The following is an 18,255-nucleotide window of genomic DNA, read 5'->3' on the forward strand; positions in this document are numbered from 1 at the left end:
CGCGCGGGGCGCGGGCCGTTGGGGGTACGCCCCGCCGCGGCCGGTGCGGCGGGGCTACTACAGGGCGCCCTTGCGGGTGAGCTGGTTGAAGGCGAGCCAGCCCGGCAGCACCGGCAGCCACAGCGTCAGCAGCCGGTACAGCAGGACGGCCGGGGCGGCGACCTCCTTCGGCAGACCGACGGCGATCAGACCGAGGGTCAGGCTCGCCTCCACCGCGCCCACACCGCCCGGCGTGGGCGCCGCGGAGCCGAGCGCGTTGCCGGCGAGGAAGACGACGGCGACGCTCGCGATGCTCAGCGAGGCCGTGCCGCCGCCGAACGCCCGGATGGAGGCGTCCAGGCACATCACGAAGCAGGCGGTCAGCAGCAGCATGCCGCCGATGCCGGTGACCAGCTTCTGCGGCCGCTGCAGCACGTCGAGCATGCGCGGTACGACACCGGCGAACAGCGACCTCACGCGCGTGACGACGAACTTCCTCAGGAACGGCACCGAGGTCACCACGAGCACCAGCACCGCCACGGTCAGCAGGCCGGCGATGACCGTCCGGGACGGCGACAGGGACGGCGTCTTCTCGGTGCCGGTCAGATAGCCGAAGGACAGCAGCATCAGGATGTGGCAGCCGAGCCCGAAGAGCTGCGACGCGCCGACGCTCGCCACCGCGAGCCCCGGGCGCACGCCCTGGCGCTGCAGGAACCGCGTGTTCAGGGCGACACCGCCGACGGCCGCCGGTGCCACGATCTTCACGAAGGAACCGGCGACCTGGGCCGCCACGGTGCGCGGGAAGGTCACCCGCTCCGGTACGAAGCCCAGCAGCGACATGGCGGCGGCCACGTAGCTGGCGGCGGAGAAGAGCACGGCGGCGATCACCCAGCCCCACTGGGCCTGCGCGAACAGCGTGCCGAACTCGATGTGGGTGAGCTGCGTCAGCAGGTAGTAGGCGCCGATCGCACCGGCGATGAAGCTGATCAGGGTGCGCGGCCGCACCCGCTCCAGGCGGGCCGGTTCCACGGGGGCCTGCGGCCTGATGCGCAGCACCTGGTGCCGGATCTGGGTGAGCAGGTCCTCCTCGCGTGCCTCTTCGAGGGCCTCGTCGATGGCCCGCTTCTCGGCGCGCTGCTCCGCCCGGACCGTCTTCTTGTCGGGCTTCTCGGGCACGGGGCCGGCCGACTGGGCGGCCTCCTCCAGCCGGGCCTGCTTGGCCTGCCGGGACGCCTCCAGCACCGCCTCGCGCTCGCGCTGCGCCCGCTCCCGGGCCAGCCGGCGCAGCGTCGCGCGCGTGGAGCGCGTCAGCGCGATGGGCTGCAGCATGGGCAGGCAGTCCGCGACCGCGTCGGGGCCGAGCACGGCGACCGCGGAGGCCACCGCCCGCTCGGCGCCCACGCGGAGGCCGAGCGTGGTGACCAGTTGGGCGATGTCCATGCGCAGCAGCAGATCGCCGGCCGCGATCTCGCCGCCGCGCAGCTCGGTCAGGATCACCCTGCCGGAACGATCCACCCGGATGGCGTCACCGGCCAGCCTGCGGTGCGCGATGCGCCGCGACTGCAGTGCCCGCACCTGGTGCCAGGCGTTGTGCAGCAGTTCGTCGGTGATCTCCTGGTCGTCCAGCGCGTCGAGGGTGCGCCCGCCGGTGTGCTCGTAGACGAGCATGACGGCGTCCGGGCCGAGTTCGGAGGTGGCGATCAGCTTGGGCGCGTTGGCGCCCGCCGCGATGGCCGCGTACGCCAGCAGCGCCTCCTGCTCCAGGGCCTGGCGCAGCGACTGCAGGCTGGAGCGGGTGGCGAAGCCGCGCAGGGTCAGGTTGCGCCAGGCGCGGTAGAAGAAGCCCTGCGCCTGCTGCTCCCGGTCGACGACCGTGACGTCCAGCGGCGGGCCGTCCTCCAGGGTGACGAAATAACGCCGCCCGCGGTCGCCGTTCTCCGTCTCCACGGCCTCCTCGCGCGCCGCGCCGACCGGGCGGAAGCCGACGCGCCGCAGACCGGCCAGCAGGGTCCGCCCGGTGGGACGGACGTTGGGCGAGCCGACCGCGTACAGCGTGCCGTAGGCGATGGTCCAGCCGATCAGGACCGTCAGGATGATCGAGAACGGCGTCGTGTAGCCGGTGACCAGCATCGAGAACGCGTCGAGCATCAGCACGATCCACAGGACCGCGCGCCAGCGGGGTCTGCGGGACATGCCGACGGCCGTCATGTACGCGATGACGGGCGCGAGGTAGCCGTGCACCGGGTCGGTCAGGGCGTGGATGTCGCCCGGTGAGGGCTGGGTGAGCGCCTCCTGGATCGAGCTGGGGGCGCCCCGGGCGACCCACAGGTCGGTGGCGAGGGTCACTCCGTGGGCGAGGACGGCCGCGAGGACGCCGTCGGCGATCCGCAGCCCGTCCCGTTTGATCAGCCGTTCGATCGCGAAGGCGACCGGTACCAGCAGGATCGCGATGCTGGAGGCCAGTCCCGCGATCTTGATCAGCAGGTCGGGGGCCTGTCCGGTGCCCTTGTTGATGTCCTGTTCGAGGCCGGAGGTGGTGCCGTGCGCGAACGCGGCGATCGCCAGCAGCACGACGATGGCGAACAGACCGACGAGCAGCCGCATGAGGTCGGACGGACGGTGCACGCGCGCGGGGAGCAGCGGTTCGTCGCCCTCCACCTCGTCCGGGTGGACATCGCCCCCTTGGCCACCCGGGTGCGAGTCGAGGCGCACGGTGTCGGGGGTGTCGGCGCTGCTGCCGTCGTCCTTGCGCGCGCGCGAGGGATCGTCGTCGTCCCGCGCGCGTGGGGGTTCCTCGCGCCCGCGTTCGTCCCGGCGTCCTGCATCGGCGCCGGTCGCGCGGTCGGTGTCGCCCGTGTCACTCGTGGCGCCGGCGTTGTCCGCGCCGGAGCGGGCGGCGCCTGGACGCGCGGCGGCGTCAGGGGTGCCCGCCGCGTCTTCGGGGTGCACACCCTGCTGCTTCATGGTCTCTTCTTGGTCTCGTATCACCAGTCACCGCCCGCACGATGGTGGCATGCCCCACCGACCCTCGCGGGCATCAGGGTGCGGATCCGCGGGCGGACAGTCTGCCGGAAGCGCCGCCCGAGGGCGAGAGGCCGTCCCCGGCCGTCCGTGCCGCGTTGTCGGTGGCGTGCGGCAGGATGGGGCGAATGAGCGAGCAGAGCCCTGCCGGGGAGCCCCGCGAGGGGGACGGGGACGCGCTGCCCGAGTACGCCGAGCGGGTCCTCGAGGTCGCCGAGCGGATCCCGCCCGGGCGCGTCATGACGTACGGCGACGTCGCCGAGTGGCTGGAGGAGGGCGGGCCGCGCCAGGTCGGCCGGGTCATGGCCCTGTACGGCGGCGCCGTCCCCTGGTGGCGGGTGGTGCGCGCCGACGGCCTGCTGCTGCCCGGGCACGAGTTGCGGGCGCTCGGTCACTACCGAGCGGAGGGCACGCCGCTGAAGGAGGCGGGCAGAAGCAGCGAGGGGCATCTGCCGCGGCTCGACATGCGAAGGGCGCGCTGGGACGGCGACGCGGACGCGGAGGGTCACACCTGACAGCTTCCGCCATCGGATGCCGCCCGGGTCAACCCGTGGCCCGTACGGGGGACAGCGGGGACATCCGTGGCATGACGTACGTTCTTGTCCTGAGGAACCAGCGTGACAATCGGGCCTGAAGAGTCCTGAGAAGCCCGAGAGGCACGAGGGAAGAAGCGGAAGCTCTGCTTCCGTCCGGTGCGGCGGCGTAGCGTCGGCTGCACGTGTCCTCCTCACCCCGCGGCCACCGCCTCGCACGCGTGACCGCCTGCCCACCAGCACAACCACCAGGACCGGCGAACCACGTGAGCTCCTCTTCCTCCACCAGGCGCCTGCCGCACCCCCCGGTGCGGCAGGGGAGCCGTGGCGCTTACCGACTGGTCCGTACCCCGCCGGCACCAGTGGATCCCCCTCGTCTGGACGCGGCACAGCGCGCCGTGGTTGACCACCGGGACGGGCCGCTGCTCGTCCTCGCAGGTCCCGGCACCGGCAAGACGACGACTCTGGTGGAGTCCGTGGCCGCGCGCATCGCCCGCGGCGGTGACCCGGAACGGATCCTGGTACTGACGTTCAGCCGCAAGGCCGCCCTCGACCTGCGCGACCGCATGGCCCTGCGCATCGGCGCCGCCCGCGCGCCCCGGGCGACCACCTTCCACTCGTACTGCTACGCCCTGGTCCGCGCCCACCAGGACAGCGGCCTGTTCGCGGACCCGCTGCGCCTGCTCTCCGGTCCCGAGCAGGACGTCACCGTCCGCGAGCTGCTCGCCGGGCAGCCCGAGCTGGAGCGGCTCGGGCTGCACCACGTGCGCTGGCCCGACGAGCTGCGCGCCTGCCTGACCACGCGCGGCTTCGCCGACGAGGTCCGCGCCGTCCTCGCGCGCAGCCGCGAGCTGGGCCTCGGCCCGGGCGCTCTGGACGCCTTCGCCCGCCGCATCGGCCGCCCCGACTGGCGGGCCGCCGCCGCCTTCCTCGCCGAGTATCTCGACGTCCTCGACCTCCAGGGCGTCATCGACTATGCCGAGCTGGTCCACCGCGCGGTGCTGCTCGCCCGCCGCCCGGAGGCCGCGGCCCGGCTCGCCGCCCGGTACGACGCCGTGTACGTCGACGAGTATCAGGACACCGACCCCGCCCAGGTACGGCTGCTGCACGCCCTGGCCGGCGGCGGGCGCACCCTGCTCGCCTTCGGCGACCCCGACCAGTCGATCTACACGTTCCGGGGTGCCGACGTGAACGGGATCCTGGACTTCCCGGTGGCCTTCCCGCGCGCGGACGGCCGCCCCGCCCCGGTCGAGGTGCTGCGCACCTCCCGCCGCTCCGGGGCCGACCTGCTGGCGGCGACCCGTCTGATCACCCAGCGCATGCCGCTGCCCCGGCTGCCCGCCGAGAAGGTGCGGATCCACCGGGAGCCGACGGCCGTGCGGGACGGGGGCCGCGTCGAGGTGTACACGTACCCGACGCCCGGCACGGAGCTGGACAACATCGCCGACATCCTGCGCCGCGCGCACCTGGAGGACGGCGTCCCCTGGAGCGACATGGCCGTCCTGGTGCGCGCCGGCTCCCGCACCATCCCGACCTTCCGCCGCGCCCTCACCGCTGCGGGCGTCCCCCTGGACATCGACGGCGACGACCTCCCCCTCCGCCACGAACCGGCGGTCGCACCCCTACTGACGGCACTGAGGGCGGTGGCGACGGCGGAGGCGGGGCCGTCCGCGGATGCCGGGGGCTTCGGCGAGCCCGGGGCCGAGGGCACCGACGGGGAACACGCCGTCGTGGAGCGCGCCGAAGAGGAACACGACCAGGAGCGCGCCGACGAGGAGAAGCAGCCTGCGGAGGCGGAGGGCTCGGCGGCGTACCCCCTCGAGGCCGACCGCTCCGGCGAACCGCGTCCCGCCGCCTGGCTCGACGCCGAGACCGCGCTCGCCCTGCTCAGCTCGCCGCTCGCCGGCATGGACGCCGCCGATCTGCGCCGGCTCGGGCGGGCCCTGCGGGAGGAGGAGCGGACCGCCGGGAATCCCGTGCCGCCGCCTTCCGACGAGCTGCTCGCGCGGGCGCTCGCCGAGCCGGAGCGGCTGGTCGCCCACGACCCGGCCTACGCGCGCGGGGCGCAGCGTCTCGGCGCGCTGCTCCGCAAGGCCCGTGAGCGCCTCGCCGGCGGCGGTACGGCCGAGGAGGCGCTGTGGGACCTGTGGGAGGGCACGCCGTGGCCGACCCGCCTGGAGCGCGCCGCCCGGCGCGGTGGCGCGGCGGGCCGCAACGCCGACCGTGACCTGGATGCCGTCTGCGCGCTGTTCGCGACCGCCGCGCGCGCGGAGGAGCGCACCGGAGGGCGGGGCGCCCTGAACTTCCTGGAGGAGATCGAGGCCGAGGACATCGCCGCCGACACCCTCACCCGCCGCGCCGTACGCCCCGAAGCCGTCCGCCTGATGACCGCGCACCGCGCCAAGGGCCTGGAGTGGCGGCTGGTCGTCGTCGCCGGGGTCCAGGAGGGCCTGTGGCCCGATCTGCGCCGCCGCGGCTCCCTGCTGGAGGCCGACCGGATCGGCCGCGACGGTCTCGCCGAGCCCCTCACCCCGGGCGCGCTGCTCGCCGAGGAGCGCCGTCTGTTCTACGTGGCCGCCACCCGCGCGCGGGAGCGTCTCGTCGTCACCGCGGTGAAGGCCCCGGCGGACGACGGCGACCAGCCCTCCCGCTTCCTGACCGAACTCGGCGTCGAGCCGAAGGACGTCACGGGCCGCCCCCGCCGCCCGCTGTCCGTGGCCGCGCTCGTGGCCGAGCTGCGCGCCACCACCGTCGACCCGCGCGCGTCCGCGACGCTGCGCGAGGCCGCCGCGCGCCGCCTGGCCAGGCTCGCCGCGCTCGCCGACGAGGACGGTCGCCCCCTGGTGCCGTCCGCGCACCCCTACCGCTGGTGGGGCATGTTCGAGCCGACCGAGAGCAAGGTCCCGCTGCGCCACCGCGACCAGCCGGTCGTCCTGTCCGGCAGCGCTCTCGACCAGCTCGCCAACACCTGCGCCCTGCAGTGGTTCCTGGGCCGTGAGGTGAAGGCCGACGCGCCCGCCACCACCGCCCAGGGCTTCGGCAACGTCGTCCACGTCCTCGCCGACGAGGTCGCCTCCGGCCGCAGCCCCGCCGACCTCGACGTACTGATGGAGCGCCTGGAGTCGGTGTGGAACGCGCTCGCCTTCGACGCGCCCTGGAAGTCGGCGCAGGAGAAGGACAACGCGCGCGCGGCCCTCGAACGCTTCCTGAACTGGCACGTCCTGGACCGCACGGGCCGCACCCCGGTGGCGAGCGAGCAGGACTTCGACGTCACCCTGGAGGCAGGCGACTACCAGGTCCGCATCCGCGGCCAGATGGACCGCGTCGAGGCGGACGGCGAGGGCCGCGCGTACGTCGTGGACTTCAAGACCGGCAAGCAGGCGCCCAGCACCGCCGAGGTGGCCCGCCACCCACAGCTCGCCGTCTATCAGCTCGCCGTCCGCGAAGGCGCGGTCGACACCGTGTTCGACGGCGTGCGGCCCGAGCCCGGCGGCGCCGAGCTGGTGCACCTCAGGCAGGGCGCGGCCAAGCGGGACGGCGGCGACACCCTGCCCAAGGTGCAGGCCCAGGAGCCGCCGGCGGGGGAGTGGGTCGGCGAGCTGCTGGCGACGGCCGCCGGGAAGGTCCTCGACGAGCGGTTCACGCCCACCACCGGCCAGCACTGCGCGCACTGTGCGTTCCGTGCGTCCTGCAGCGCCCGGCCGGAGGGGCGCCATGTGGTCGAGTGACGCACGGCACCCCCCGTGTTGACCTGCGCTTCTTCGGTCCCGGACGGCTGATCCGGGCTCGGCTGTCAGTGGTCGCCGCTAGCCTCTGACGACATGCCCGCCCGTATCACCGACCCCGAGCAGCTCAAGGAGCTCCTCGGCATCCCCTTCACCCCGGAGCAGACGGCCTGCATCACCGCGCGGCCCGCCCCGCAGGTGATCGTGGCCGGAGCCGGCTCGGGCAAGACCACGGTGATGGCGGCCCGCGTGGTCTGGCTGGTGGGCACCGGCCAGGTCGCCCCCGAACAGGTGCTCGGCCTGACCTTCACCAACAAGGCGGCCGGCGAGCTCGCCGAGCGCGTCCGCAAGGCACTGATCAAGGCCGGCGTCACCGACCCGGATGTGATCGACCCGGACAACCCGCCCGGCGAGCCGGTCATCTCCACGTACCACGCCTTCGCCGGCCGTCTGCTGACCGACCACGGTCTGCGCCTCGGGCTCGAACCCACCTCCCGGCTGCTGGCCGACGCCACCCGCTACCAGCTCGCCGCGCGCGTCCTGCGCGAGGCCCCCGGTCCGTACCCGGCGCTGACCCGGTCCTTCGCCGACCTCGTCAGCGACCTGCTCGCCCTCGACTCCGAGCTCGCCGAACACCTCGTCGACCCCGAGCACCTGCGCACCTGGGACGCAGGCCTGCTGCGCACGCTGGAGGGTGCCAGGCTCACCAACGCCGACCTGCGCAAGGTCCCCGAGACCGCCGCCGCCCGCCGGGAACTCGCCGGCCTCGTGGTGCGCTACCGGGCGGCCAAGCGGGAGCGCGACCTGCTCGACTTCGGCGACCAGATCGCCCTGTCCGCCCGCCTCGCCGGCATCCCCGAGGTGGGCCGGCTGCTGCGCGAGGAGTTCCGCGTCGTCCTCCTGGACGAGTACCAGGACACCTCCGTCGCCCAGCGCGTCCTGCTCTCCGGCCTGTTCGGCGGCGGCACGGGCCATCCGGTGACCGCCGTCGGCGACCCCTGCCAGGCCATCTACGGCTGGCGCGGCGCCTCCGTGGCCAACCTCGACGACTTCCCCGAGCACTTCCGGCACGCCGACGGCCGCCCCGCCACCCGGCAGGCGCTCAGCGAGAACCGCCGCAGCGGCGGCCGTCTCCTCGACCTCGCCAACGGCCTCGCCGCCCCCCTGCGCGCCATGCATGCGGGCGTGGAGGCCCTCCGCCCCGCCCCCGGCGCCGAACGCGACGGCACGGTCCGCTGCGCCCTGCTGCGCAGCCACGCCGAGGAGCTCGACTGGATCGCCGACTCCCTCGCCCACCTCGTGCGCACCGGCACGGCACCCGGTGAGATCGCCGTGCTGTGCCGTACCGCGACCGACTTCGCCGAGATCCAGGGCGCCCTGGTCGCCCGGGACCTGCCCGTGGAGGTGGTCGGCCTCTCCGGGCTGCTGCACCTGCCCGAGATCGCCGACCTGGTCGCCGTGTGCGAAGTGCTCCAGGATCCGGGTGCCAATGCCTCCCTGGTACGCCTGCTCACCGGCCCGCGCTGGCGCATCGGTCCCCGCGACCTCGCCCTCCTGGGTCGCCGTGCCCGGCTGCTGGTCGCCCACGCGCGCGTGGACGGCACCGACGACGCCGACCGCAGGCTCGCGGAGGCCGTCGAAGGGGTCGACCCCGCCGAGGTGATCTCGCTCGCGGACGCCCTCGACACGTTCCTGGAGGCCCCGCTGAACGAGGGCGCCGAGGACGACGACGGGCTGCCGTTCTCGCCGGACGCGCGCGTGCGCTTCGCGCGCCTCGCCGCCGAGCTGCGCGATCTGCGCCGTTCCCTGTCCGACCCGCTGATGGACGTCCTGCACCGCGTCCTGGCCGTCACCGGCCTGGAGGTCGAGCTGTCGGCATCCCCGCACGCGCTCGCCGCCCGCCGCCGCGAGACCCTGTCCAACTTCCTGGACGTCGCCGCCTCCTTCGCCGCGGGCGACAGCGCCGCCACCCTGCTGGCCTTCCTCGGCTTCCTGCGCACGGCGGCCCAGTACGAAAAGGGCCTCGACAACGCCCTGCCCGGCGGCGAGAACACCATCAAGGTGCTCACCGCGCACAAGTCCAAGGGCCTGGAGTGGGACGTCGTCGCCGTCCCCGGACTGGTCCAGGGCACCTTCCCCAGCGCCCAGGGCCGCGAGAAGTGGACCGCACAGGCCAGGGTGCTGCCGCACGCCCTGCGCGGCGACACCGCCACCCTGCCCGACGTCGACTCCTGGGACTCGCGCGGCCTGAAGGCCTTCCACGAGGCCATGAAGGAACACCAGCACACCGAGGAACTCCGGCTCGGCTACGTCACCTTCACCCGCCCCCGCTCCCTCCTCCTCGGCTCCGGCCACTGGTGGGGCCCCAGCCAGAAGAAGCCCCGGGGCCCCTCCGACTTCCTCCGGGCCCTCCACGACCACTGCGCCGCCGGGTACGGCGAGATCGAGGCGTGGGCGGACGAGCCCGCGGAGGACGAGGAGAACCCCGCCCTGCACACGGCCACCGCCGACCAGGTGTGGCCGCTGCCCCTGGACGAGGGCGCCCTGGCCCGCCGCCGCGCCGCCGCCGAGACCGTCCTCGCCCACCTGGACACCCTGGCCGCCCGGCAGGACGCCCGGCCGCCCGCCGGCCACGACCCCGACACCTTCGACGACCCGGACTGGCCGTCGCCGCCCGACGACGAGGACGTCCCGTACGAGGAGGATCTTCCGTACGACGAGATGCTCCCGTACGACGGAGACTTCCCTCACGACGGGGACTTCCCCGACGAACAGCAGGAGTCCGTCCCTGCGGACGAGCCCGGCGGCTGGGACTCCTGGACCGCCGAGCGCCCCACCGTCCCCCACCAGGCGTCCGCCCCGGCCGAGCCGCCCTCCCGCCGCGCCGAACGCCCCCGTACCCCCGGGCCCGGGCACCCGGACCCCCTCACCCCGGAGGAAGCCCGCACCCTCGCCTCCTGGGACCGTGACCTCGACGCGCTCACCGGCGAGCTCCTGCGCGCCCGGCGGACCGTCACCGACGTACCCCTGCCCGCCGCCCTGACCGCGTCCCAGCTCCTGCGTCTCGCCGAGGACCCCGACGGGCTCGCACAGGAACTCGCGCGCCCCATGCCGCGCCCCCCGCAACCCGCCGCACGCCGAGGCACCCGATTCCACGCATGGGTCGAGGCACGCTTCGAGGAACTGACACTGCCCCTGCTGGAACCCGACGAACTGCCCGGGACCGAGGCCGAGATCGCCGACGAACGCGACCTCGAAGCGCTCAAGAAGGCCTTCGAACGCACCGAGTACGCCCGGCGCACCCCGTACCGGATCGAGGCCCCCTTCCAGCTCACGCTCGCCGGCCGGGTCGTACGCGGCCGCATGGACGCCGTCTACAGAAACGGCGACGGCGACGACGCGACCTACGAGATCGTCGACTGGAAGACCGGCCGCGCCCACACCGCCGACCCGCTGCAGCTCGCCGTGTACCGGCTGGCCTGGGCCGAGCAGCAGGGAGTACCGCCCGAGTCCGTCACGGCCGCCTTCCTGTACGTGCGCACCGGCGAGGTCGTACGCCCCGAAAACCTGCCGGACCGCGCGGCACTGGAACGGCTGCTCACCGGCGGCATGCCGGACACCGGGGACGTGGCCCACAAGGGAACCCAAGTGTGACGAACCGCCCGCCGAGGATGTCGGTGCGGGCCGATAGGCTCGTGAGCATGAGCCAGACCCCGGACAGCGCCGTCCGCACGTACATCGAGCAGCACCGTGCCGCCTTCCTCGACGACCTCGCCGCATGGCTGCGCATCCCCTCCGTCTCGGCCCAGCCCGAGCACGCGCCCGACGTGCAGCGCAGCGCCGACTGGCTCGCCGCCAAGCTGAAGGAGACCGGTTTCCCGACGGCCGAGGTCTGGCAGACCCCCGGCGCCCCGGCGGTCTACGCCGAGTGGCCCTCGGACGACCCGCAGGCGCCCACCGTCCTCGTCTACGGCCACCACGACGTGCAGCCCGCCGCCCGGGAGGACGGCTGGGACAGCGAGCCGTTCGAGCCCGTCGTACGGGACGACCGCCTCTACGCGCGCGGGGCCGCCGACGACAAGGGCCAGGTGTTCTTCCACACACTGGGCGTCCGCGCCCACCTCGCCGCCACCGGCCGCACCACCCCCGCGGTCCACCTGAAGCTGCTGATCGAGGGCGAGGAGGAGTCCGGCTCCCCGCACTTCCGGGCCCTCGTCGAGGAGCACGCCGGGCGGCTCGCCGCCGACGCCGTGATCGTCTCGGACACCGGGATGTGGTCGGCGGACACCCCGACCGTGTGCACCGGCATGCGCGGCCTCGCCGAGTGCGAGATCCGGCTGTACGGCCCCGACCAGGACCTCCACTCCGGCTCCTTCGGCGGCGCCGTCCCCAACCCGGCCACCGCCGTCGCCCGCCTGGTGGCCGCCCTGCACGACGAGCACGCGCGCGTGGCGGTCCCCGGCTTCTACGACGGCATCGTGGAGCTGACCGACCGTGAACGCGAGCTCTTCGCCGAGCTGCCCTTCGACGAGGAGGAGTGGCTGCGCACCGCCAAGTCCCGCGCCACTCACGGCGAGGCCGGACACACCACCCTGGAGCGCATCTGGGCCCGCCCGACCGCCGAGGTCAACGGCATCGGCGGGGGCTACCAGGGCCCCGGCAGCAAGACGGTCGTCCCGTCCTCCGCGATGGTGAAGCTGTCCTTCCGGCTGGTCGCCGGCCAGGACCCCGGCCACATCGAGAAGGCCGTCCGCGCCTGGGCCGCCGAGCAGGTGCCCGCCGGGATCCGGCACGAGATCACCTTCGGCTCCGCCACGAGCCCGTGCCTGACCCCGCTCGACCACCCCGCGCTGCAGTCCGTGGTCCGTGCCATGGGCCGCGCCTTCGAGGGCCCGGTCCGCTTCACCCGGGAGGGCGGCTCCGGACCCGCCGCCGACCTCCAGGAGGTGCTCGGCGCCCCCGTCCTCTTCCTGGGCATCTCCGTTCCCTCCGACGGCTGGCACGCCCCGAACGAGAAGGTCGAGCTCGACCTCCTCCTCAAAGGCGTCGAGACCAGCGCCCACCTGTGGGGCGACCTCGCCGAGAACTGGCGCCACGCGCCCTGACCGGCAGCCGCCGAACGGGACGGCATCGCGCGCGGGGCACACTGGTGACACCGCAGCACATCTGCCCGCGCCCGGCCCGGTGCCCTCCCGCCCTACGTCCCGCCGTACCGCCCGCCGAACCGAAACCGTTCCACTGGGGGAGTTGGAAGCACCCGTGACCACCTGGACCGACCACACCGCCGACCGACCCATCTCGCTGACCGCCCCGAGCGGCATCGACCGCGCCGCCCACCACCGGCTCGACGAGGCCTGGCTCGCCGCGGCGTGGAGCCACCCCACCACCCGCTGCTTCGTGGTCTCCGGCGGCCAGGTGCTCATCGACGAGACGCCCGACGGCCGCACCGAACTCGTCATGACCCCCTCCTTCGAGGCGCCGCTCACCGAGGCACACCGCTACTTCCTGGGCCTCGACGACGACGGGGTGAGCTACTTCGCCCTGCAGAAGGACGCCCTGCCCGGACGCATCGACCAGTCCGCGCGCCCCGCGGGCCTGCGCGAGGCCGGGCTGCTGCTGTCGCCGCGGGACGTGGGTCTCATGGTGCACGCGGTCGGCCTGGAGAACTGGCAGCGCACCCACCGGTTCTGCTCCCGCTGCGGCGAGCGCACGGTCATCGCCGCCGCCGGCCACATCCGCCGCTGCCCGGCCTGCGGCGCCGAGCACTACCCGCGCACCGACCCGGCCGTGATCATGGTCGTCACCGACGACGAGGACCGGATCCTGCTCGGCCGCCAGGTCCACTGGCCCGAGGGCCGCTTCTCCACCCTCGCCGGTTTCGTCGAACCCGGCGAGTCCATCGAGCAGGCCGTGCGCCGCGAGGTGTTCGAGGAGGTCGGCGTCACCGTCGGCCCCGTCGAGTACGTGGCCAGCCAGCCCTGGCCGTTCCCGTCCAGCCTCATGCTCGGCTTCACCGCCCGCGCCACCTCCACCGAGATCAACGTCGACGGGGACGAGATCCACGAGGCGCGCTGGTTCTCCCGCGAGGAGCTGCACGCAGCGTTCGAATCCGGCGAGGTCCTGCCGCCCTACGGCATCTCCATCGCGGCCCGGCTGATCGAGATGTGGTACGGCAAGCCGCTGCCGACCAGGAGCTTCGTCTGACGCGGCACGGATGACCGCCGACCCGTACTGGAACCACAACGTCCACTACCACCCGGCCGTGCTCGCCGCCGTACCCGACGGCTGCCGCACGGCCCTGGACGTCGGCTGCGGCGACGGCCTGCTGGCCCGCAAGCTCTCCGCCCGGGCGCAGAAGGTGACGGGCGTGGACCGTTCGCCGGAGATGATCCGGCAGGCCCGCGCCGGGCGGCCCGCGAACGTCACCTTCAGGGAGGCCGACTACCTCGACGGCGCCGCGCTCCCGGACGGCGGCTACGACTTCGTCAGCGCGGTCGCCGTCGTCCACCACGCCCCCTTCGAGGACGCGATCAGCGCGCTGACCAGGCTGGTCGCGCCCGGCGGGCGGCTGGTCGTCGTCGGGATGGCGTACAACCACACCCCGCTGGACTGGGTGATCAGCGGCTGCGGGCTGCCCGTCAGCCTGCTGTACCGGCGCCTGCGTGGCGGCAGGCGCGGCCCGGCCGGCATGCCGGTCGAGGACTCCACCATGCACTGGGGCGAGGTTCGCGAGGCCGCCCGCCGCCTGCTCCCGGGTTGCCGCTTCCGGCGCCGGCTGCTGTGGCGCTACACGCTGGTGTGGGACAGGGCACAGCGTGGCGGCCCCTGACGGATCAGGGGCCGCCCCGCTGCGGTCACCGCGAAACCCCGCGGAGCGTCAGGCGGCGAGCTTCTGCTTCACCTGGGCCAGCGACGGGTTGGTCAGCGTGGACCCGTCCGCGAAGAGCACGGTGGGGACCGTCTGGTTTCCGCCATTCGCCTTCTCCACGAAAGCGGCGGACTCCGGGTCCTGCTCGATGTTGATCTCGGTGTACGCGATGCCCTCGCGGTCCAGCTGGCTCTTCAGCCGGCGGCAGTAGCCGCACCAGGTCGTGCTGTACATCGTCACCGTGCCCTGCATGTCTCTCGCGCTCCTCAGCAGTTCGGGGAAGGTCGTCCAGGGGGAGAACGCGGCAGGGCGGGGCGGCATTCCCGCCGAGGCGCCATGAGACACCTGCCGCATCAGCCTGCCGCATTGGTACGACTATCGGTGCCCGCCTGTGGACAACCGGCACAGCACTCTCCGGCCACCTGGCAGCATGGCCATGTGACAGCAGCAACGCATTCCACCCTCTTCCCGCAGGCACCGGAATCGGCCGACGCGGTGCTCGAAGGGCTCGACCCCGAGCAGCGCGAAGTCGCCACCGCCCTGCACGGTCCGGTGTGCGTCCTCGCCGGAGCGGGCACGGGCAAGACCCGGGCGATCACCCACCGCATCGCCTACGGGGTGCGTGCGGGCATCCTCCAGCCCTCCAGCGTGCTCGCCGTCACCTTCACCAACCGCGCCGCCGGGGAGATGCGCGGCCGCCTGCGCCAGCTCGGTGCCCACGGTGTGCAGGCCCGCACCTTCCACTCCGCCGCCCTCCGCCAGCTCCAGTACTTCTGGCCGAAAGCCATCGGTGGCTCCCTGCCCCGGATCGTCGACCGCAAGATCCAGCTCGTCGCCGACGCGGCCGCCGCCTGCCGCCTGCGGCTGGACCGGGGCGAGCTGCGGGACGTGACCGCCGAGATCGAGTGGTCCAAGGTCACGCAGACCGTCCCGGCCGACTACCCGTACGCGGCTGCGAAGGCCGGCCGCGAGACCCCGCGCGACCCGGCCGAGATCGCCCACCTCTACGCCGCCTACGAGGACCTCAAGCGCGACCGGGCGGTCATCGACTTCGAGGACGTCCTGCTGCTGACCGTCGCCATCCTGCAGGACCGGCACGACATCGCCGATCAGATCCGCGCCCAGTACCAGCACTTCGTGGTGGACGAGTACCAGGACGTCAGCCCCCTGCAGCAGCGGCTGCTGGAGCTGTGGCTCGGCGAGCGCGACAGCCTGTGCGTCGTCGGGGACGCCAGCCAGACGATCTACTCGTTCACGGGAGCAACGCCCGACCATCTCCTCGATTTCCGTGGCCGCCACCCCGGCGCCACCGTCGTCAAGCTCGTCCGCGACTACCGCTCCACCCCCCAGGTCGTCCACCTCGCCAACGGCCTGCTCGCCCAGGCCCGCGGCCGCGCCGCCGACCACCGGCTGGAACTGGTCTCCCAGCGCCCCCCGGGCCCCGAGCCCGTCTACACCGAGTACACCGACGAGCCCGCCGAGGCCGAAGGCGCCGCCCGGCGCATCCGGGAACTCATCGACGCCGGGGTCCCGGCCGCCGAGATCGCCGTGCTGTTCCGCACCAACGCCCAGTCGGAGACCTACGAGCAGGCCCTCGCCGACGCCGGCGTCCCCTACCAGCTGCGCGGCGCCGAGCGCTTCTTCGACAGGCCCGAGGTGCGCAAAGCCGGCATCGCCCTGCGCGGCGCGGCCCGCTTCGGCGGCAACGACTCCCTCCTGGACGACGCCGTGGACCTGCCCTCGCAGGTGCGGGCCGTGCTCTCGGGGGAGGGCTGGACCGGCGGCGAGCCCCCGGCCGGCTCCGGCGCCGTCCGAGAGCGCTGGGAGTCGCTGGCCGCCCTGGCCCACCTCGCCCAGGACTTCGCCGCCGCCCACCCCCGGGCGACGCTCGCCGACTTCGTGGCGGAACTCGACGAACGGGCGGGCGCCCAGCACGCCCCGACCGTCCAGGGCGTCACCCTCGCCTCCCTGCACGCGGCCAAGGGCCTGGAATGGGACGTCGTCTTCCTCGTCGGCATCGCCGAGGGCATGGTGCCGATCACCTACGCCCGGACGGACGAGCAGATCGAGGAGGAGCGCCGCCTGCTGTACGTCGGCGTCACCCGCGCCCGGGAGCGGCTCCACCTCTCCTGGTCGCTGTCCCGCTCACCGGGCGGCCGCCCCAACCGCAGGCCCAGCCGCTTCCTCGACGGACTGCGCCCCGGCTCCACCGCCACCGCCGGCCGGACCGGCGCGAGCGCCGCCGGAGGCGTCGAGCGCGGCACACCCGGCGGAGCCCCGGCCGCCCCCCGGCGCGCCCAGCGCACCCCGGCCCGCTGCCGGGTCTGCGGCCGCACGCTCACCGACGCCGGCGAGATGAAGCTGATGCGCTGCGAGGACTGCCCGTCCGACATGGACGAGGGTCTCTACGAGCGGCTGCGGGAGTGGCGGGCGCTCCAGGCCGGGCTCAGCGGCCAGCCGGACTTCTGCGTCTTCACCGACCGCACCCTGATGGCCATCGCCGAGGCCCGGCCCGACAGCCCGGCCGAGCTGTCCCGCATCCCCGGTGTCCTCAACCGCAAGCTGCAGCGCTACGGAGCCGACGTTCTGGCCATCTGCGCAGGCCAAGATGTCGGGGAAGGCGCCGGGCAGGACTGATCCCAACTCGTCGAAAAAATAGTTTGCGCATGCCCCAGCAATCCCCATAGGTTCTAGGCACGGAAGCGGCGGCCTTCTCGAAGGCCGCAACTCCGTGATGTACTTGCATATCCGAACGGGCCGGTTCACCCCGGTCCATGAGACGCCGAGAGGAGGCGAGTCCAGTGATCAGCATCAACACCAGCACCACCAGCACGGCCAAACTGACCGATCGCTCGACCGTCTCCACGTGCATGCTCGGCGCCTCGATCCAGGGCACCGGTCTGTCCGGCATTCGTGCCGTCCGCCCGGCGTCCTCCCCTGCTCTCGCGGGTCTTCCCGTCCGTGAGCGCAATGAGCGACCGACCAAGGCACTGGCAGCGGTAGCGGCACAGGCACATGCCTATGCCTTTGCGGCGGCCGGTGCCGGATTCCGGAAGCAGACGACGCAGCACCACCTGATGTGGGCCTTCCGTGGGCCAGAACCCTGGAGTGATCCAGCCTGACAGCCGATCAGGCCGGCGCCTTCAGGGCCGCGGAACCCCACCCGGGATCCGCGGCCCTTCTGTTTTCCCCGAACGGGGACGACGGAGCGAAGGGGCTTCGGGACAACAAGAGAACCCGGTACCAGCCGACACCCGGTCAACCGGCCGGAACGACCAGACGAGGAAGACCAACCGTGCAACTCGAAGCGCACGCCCCGTCCGTACCGCCTTCACAAACGATCCCCCCGCCCGGCCTCACGGAGGACTCCACCTTGATCCCCCTCACCGCGCTCACCGCGCTCGACGACGCCATCGAGAACCTCGGCGTACCCGTCCCCTGCCGCTCCTACGACCCGGAGGTCTTCTTCGCCGAGTCGCCGGCGGACGTCGAGTACGCCAAGTCCCTCTGCCGCACCTGCCCGCTGATCGAGGCCTGCCTCGCCGGCGCCAAGGAGCGGCGTGAGCCCTGGGGCGTCTGGGGTGGCGAGCTGTTCGTCCAGGGCGTCGTCGTCGCCCGGAAGCGGCCGCGTGGCCGCCCGCGGAAGAACCCGGTCACGGCATGAACACCCTAGGAACGATCGACCGCCCCCTCACGCACGACCCCAAGAAGCAGGCCCCGATGAAGCCGTCCACCAGCGAGCCCGCAGGCTCCGCGATCCCAGACTTCACCACCACCGGCGCGACCGAGTCGCGTCAGAACAGGACCCGAGAAATGCAACTCATGCAAGAAGCCCTGGCCCGTGCGCATATGCACGAGCGCCGGCATGAGGCCGAGCGGGAACGCCGGGCCATGCGCCTGGCGACCGCACGGCGGATGCAGCGCCGGGCCGAGCGCGCCTCGCTGCGCGCCCGCCGTGCGCTCGCCATGGCCGTCATGCAGTAATCCACCGAAGCGGTGACCTCCCGGCCGTCTGCCGGTCGCGGGAGCCGAAGTCTTCGCGCAAGCGGGGGCCGGTCCGACTCGAACGGACCGGCCCCCGCGGCGCGTTGGGCCCGGCGACGGGCGGGGCCCGGAGGCGTCGTCACGG

General features: G+C 73.6%; 12 protein-coding genes. 10 read left to right on the forward strand and 2 right to left on the reverse strand.

All coding sequences use genetic code 11. The features are described 5' to 3' along the window. Positions 1-57 precede the first annotated feature (57 nt). Positions 58-2,943: a lysylphosphatidylglycerol synthase domain-containing protein gene (locus ACZ404_RS13845; RefSeq protein WP_468439328.1), complete on the reverse strand. Its 2,886-nt coding sequence runs from the start codon at positions 2,941-2,943 to the stop codon at positions 58-60. A gap of 185 nt (positions 2,944-3,128) precedes the next feature. Between ACZ404_RS13845 and ACZ404_RS13850 the strand changes: the two genes are divergently transcribed. The 6 genes from ACZ404_RS13850 (at position 3,129) to ACZ404_RS13875 (ending at position 14,087) form a co-directional block, all read left to right on the forward strand. Further along, positions 3,129-3,515 carry an MGMT family protein gene (locus tag ACZ404_RS13850; RefSeq protein ID WP_468439330.1) on the forward strand — a complete coding sequence of 129 codons (387 nt, stop codon included), beginning with the start codon at positions 3,129-3,131 and terminating at the stop codon, positions 3,513-3,515. 284 nt (positions 3,516-3,799) lie between these two features. Beyond that, positions 3,800-7,261: an ATP-dependent helicase gene (locus ACZ404_RS13855; protein WP_468439331.1), complete on the forward strand. Its 3,462-nt coding sequence runs from the start codon at positions 3,800-3,802 to the stop codon at positions 7,259-7,261. A gap of 93 nt (positions 7,262-7,354) precedes the next feature. After that, positions 7,355-10,912 (forward strand): UvrD-helicase domain-containing protein, encoded by a 3,558-nt coding sequence (locus ACZ404_RS13860; RefSeq protein ID WP_468439334.1) that lies wholly within the window; start codon positions 7,355-7,357, stop codon positions 10,910-10,912. Between the two features lie 47 nt (positions 10,913-10,959). Beyond that, positions 10,960-12,363: a dipeptidase gene (locus ACZ404_RS13865; RefSeq protein ID WP_468439336.1), complete on the forward strand. Its 1,404-nt coding sequence runs from the start codon at positions 10,960-10,962 to the stop codon at positions 12,361-12,363. 154 nt (positions 12,364-12,517) lie between these two features. Next, entirely contained in the window at positions 12,518-13,462 is a 945-nt protein-coding gene (gene nudC / locus ACZ404_RS13870; RefSeq protein WP_468439338.1) for an NAD(+) diphosphatase, read from the forward strand. A 10-nt stretch (positions 13,463-13,472) separates the two neighbouring features. After that, the gene (locus ACZ404_RS13875; protein WP_468439340.1) at positions 13,473-14,087 is read left to right on the forward strand and encodes a class I SAM-dependent methyltransferase; all 615 of its coding nucleotides are present in this window, start codon (positions 13,473-13,475) and stop codon (positions 14,085-14,087) included. 48 nt (positions 14,088-14,135) lie between these two features. Here the strand turns inward: ACZ404_RS13875 and ACZ404_RS13880 are convergent, their stop codons facing one another. Further along, positions 14,136-14,378, reverse strand: coding sequence for a mycoredoxin (locus tag ACZ404_RS13880; RefSeq protein WP_030649619.1), 243 nt, complete (start codon positions 14,376-14,378; stop codon positions 14,136-14,138). A gap of 84 nt (positions 14,379-14,462) precedes the next feature. On the opposite strand from ACZ404_RS13880, the gene ACZ404_RS13885 reads away from it, so the two are divergent. The 4 genes from ACZ404_RS13885 (at position 14,463) to ACZ404_RS13900 (ending at position 18,110) form a co-directional block, all read left to right on the forward strand. Then, a complete protein-coding gene (locus ACZ404_RS13885; protein WP_468439342.1) occupies positions 14,463-16,763 on the forward strand; it encodes an ATP-dependent DNA helicase UvrD2 in 2,301 nt (766 codons plus the stop codon). Between the two features lie 164 nt (positions 16,764-16,927). Continuing rightward, on the forward strand, positions 16,928-17,248 hold the full coding sequence (locus ACZ404_RS13890) for a hypothetical protein (RefSeq protein WP_468439343.1): 321 nt from the start codon (positions 16,928-16,930) through the stop codon (positions 17,246-17,248). Positions 17,249-17,421: 173 nt separating this feature from the next. Further along, a complete protein-coding gene (locus ACZ404_RS13895) occupies positions 17,422-17,790 on the forward strand; it encodes a WhiB family transcriptional regulator (protein WP_053664703.1) in 369 nt (122 codons plus the stop codon). Further along, positions 17,787-18,110, forward strand: a complete 324-nt coding sequence (locus tag ACZ404_RS13900) for a hypothetical protein (protein WP_468439346.1) — start codon at positions 17,787-17,789, stop codon at positions 18,108-18,110. Before ACZ404_RS13895 ends, ACZ404_RS13900 begins: the two co-directional genes overlap by 4 nt. Positions 18,111-18,255: the final 145 nt, after the last annotated feature.

The sequence above is a fragment of the Streptomyces sp. NPDC030798 genome (assembly GCF_055572275.1).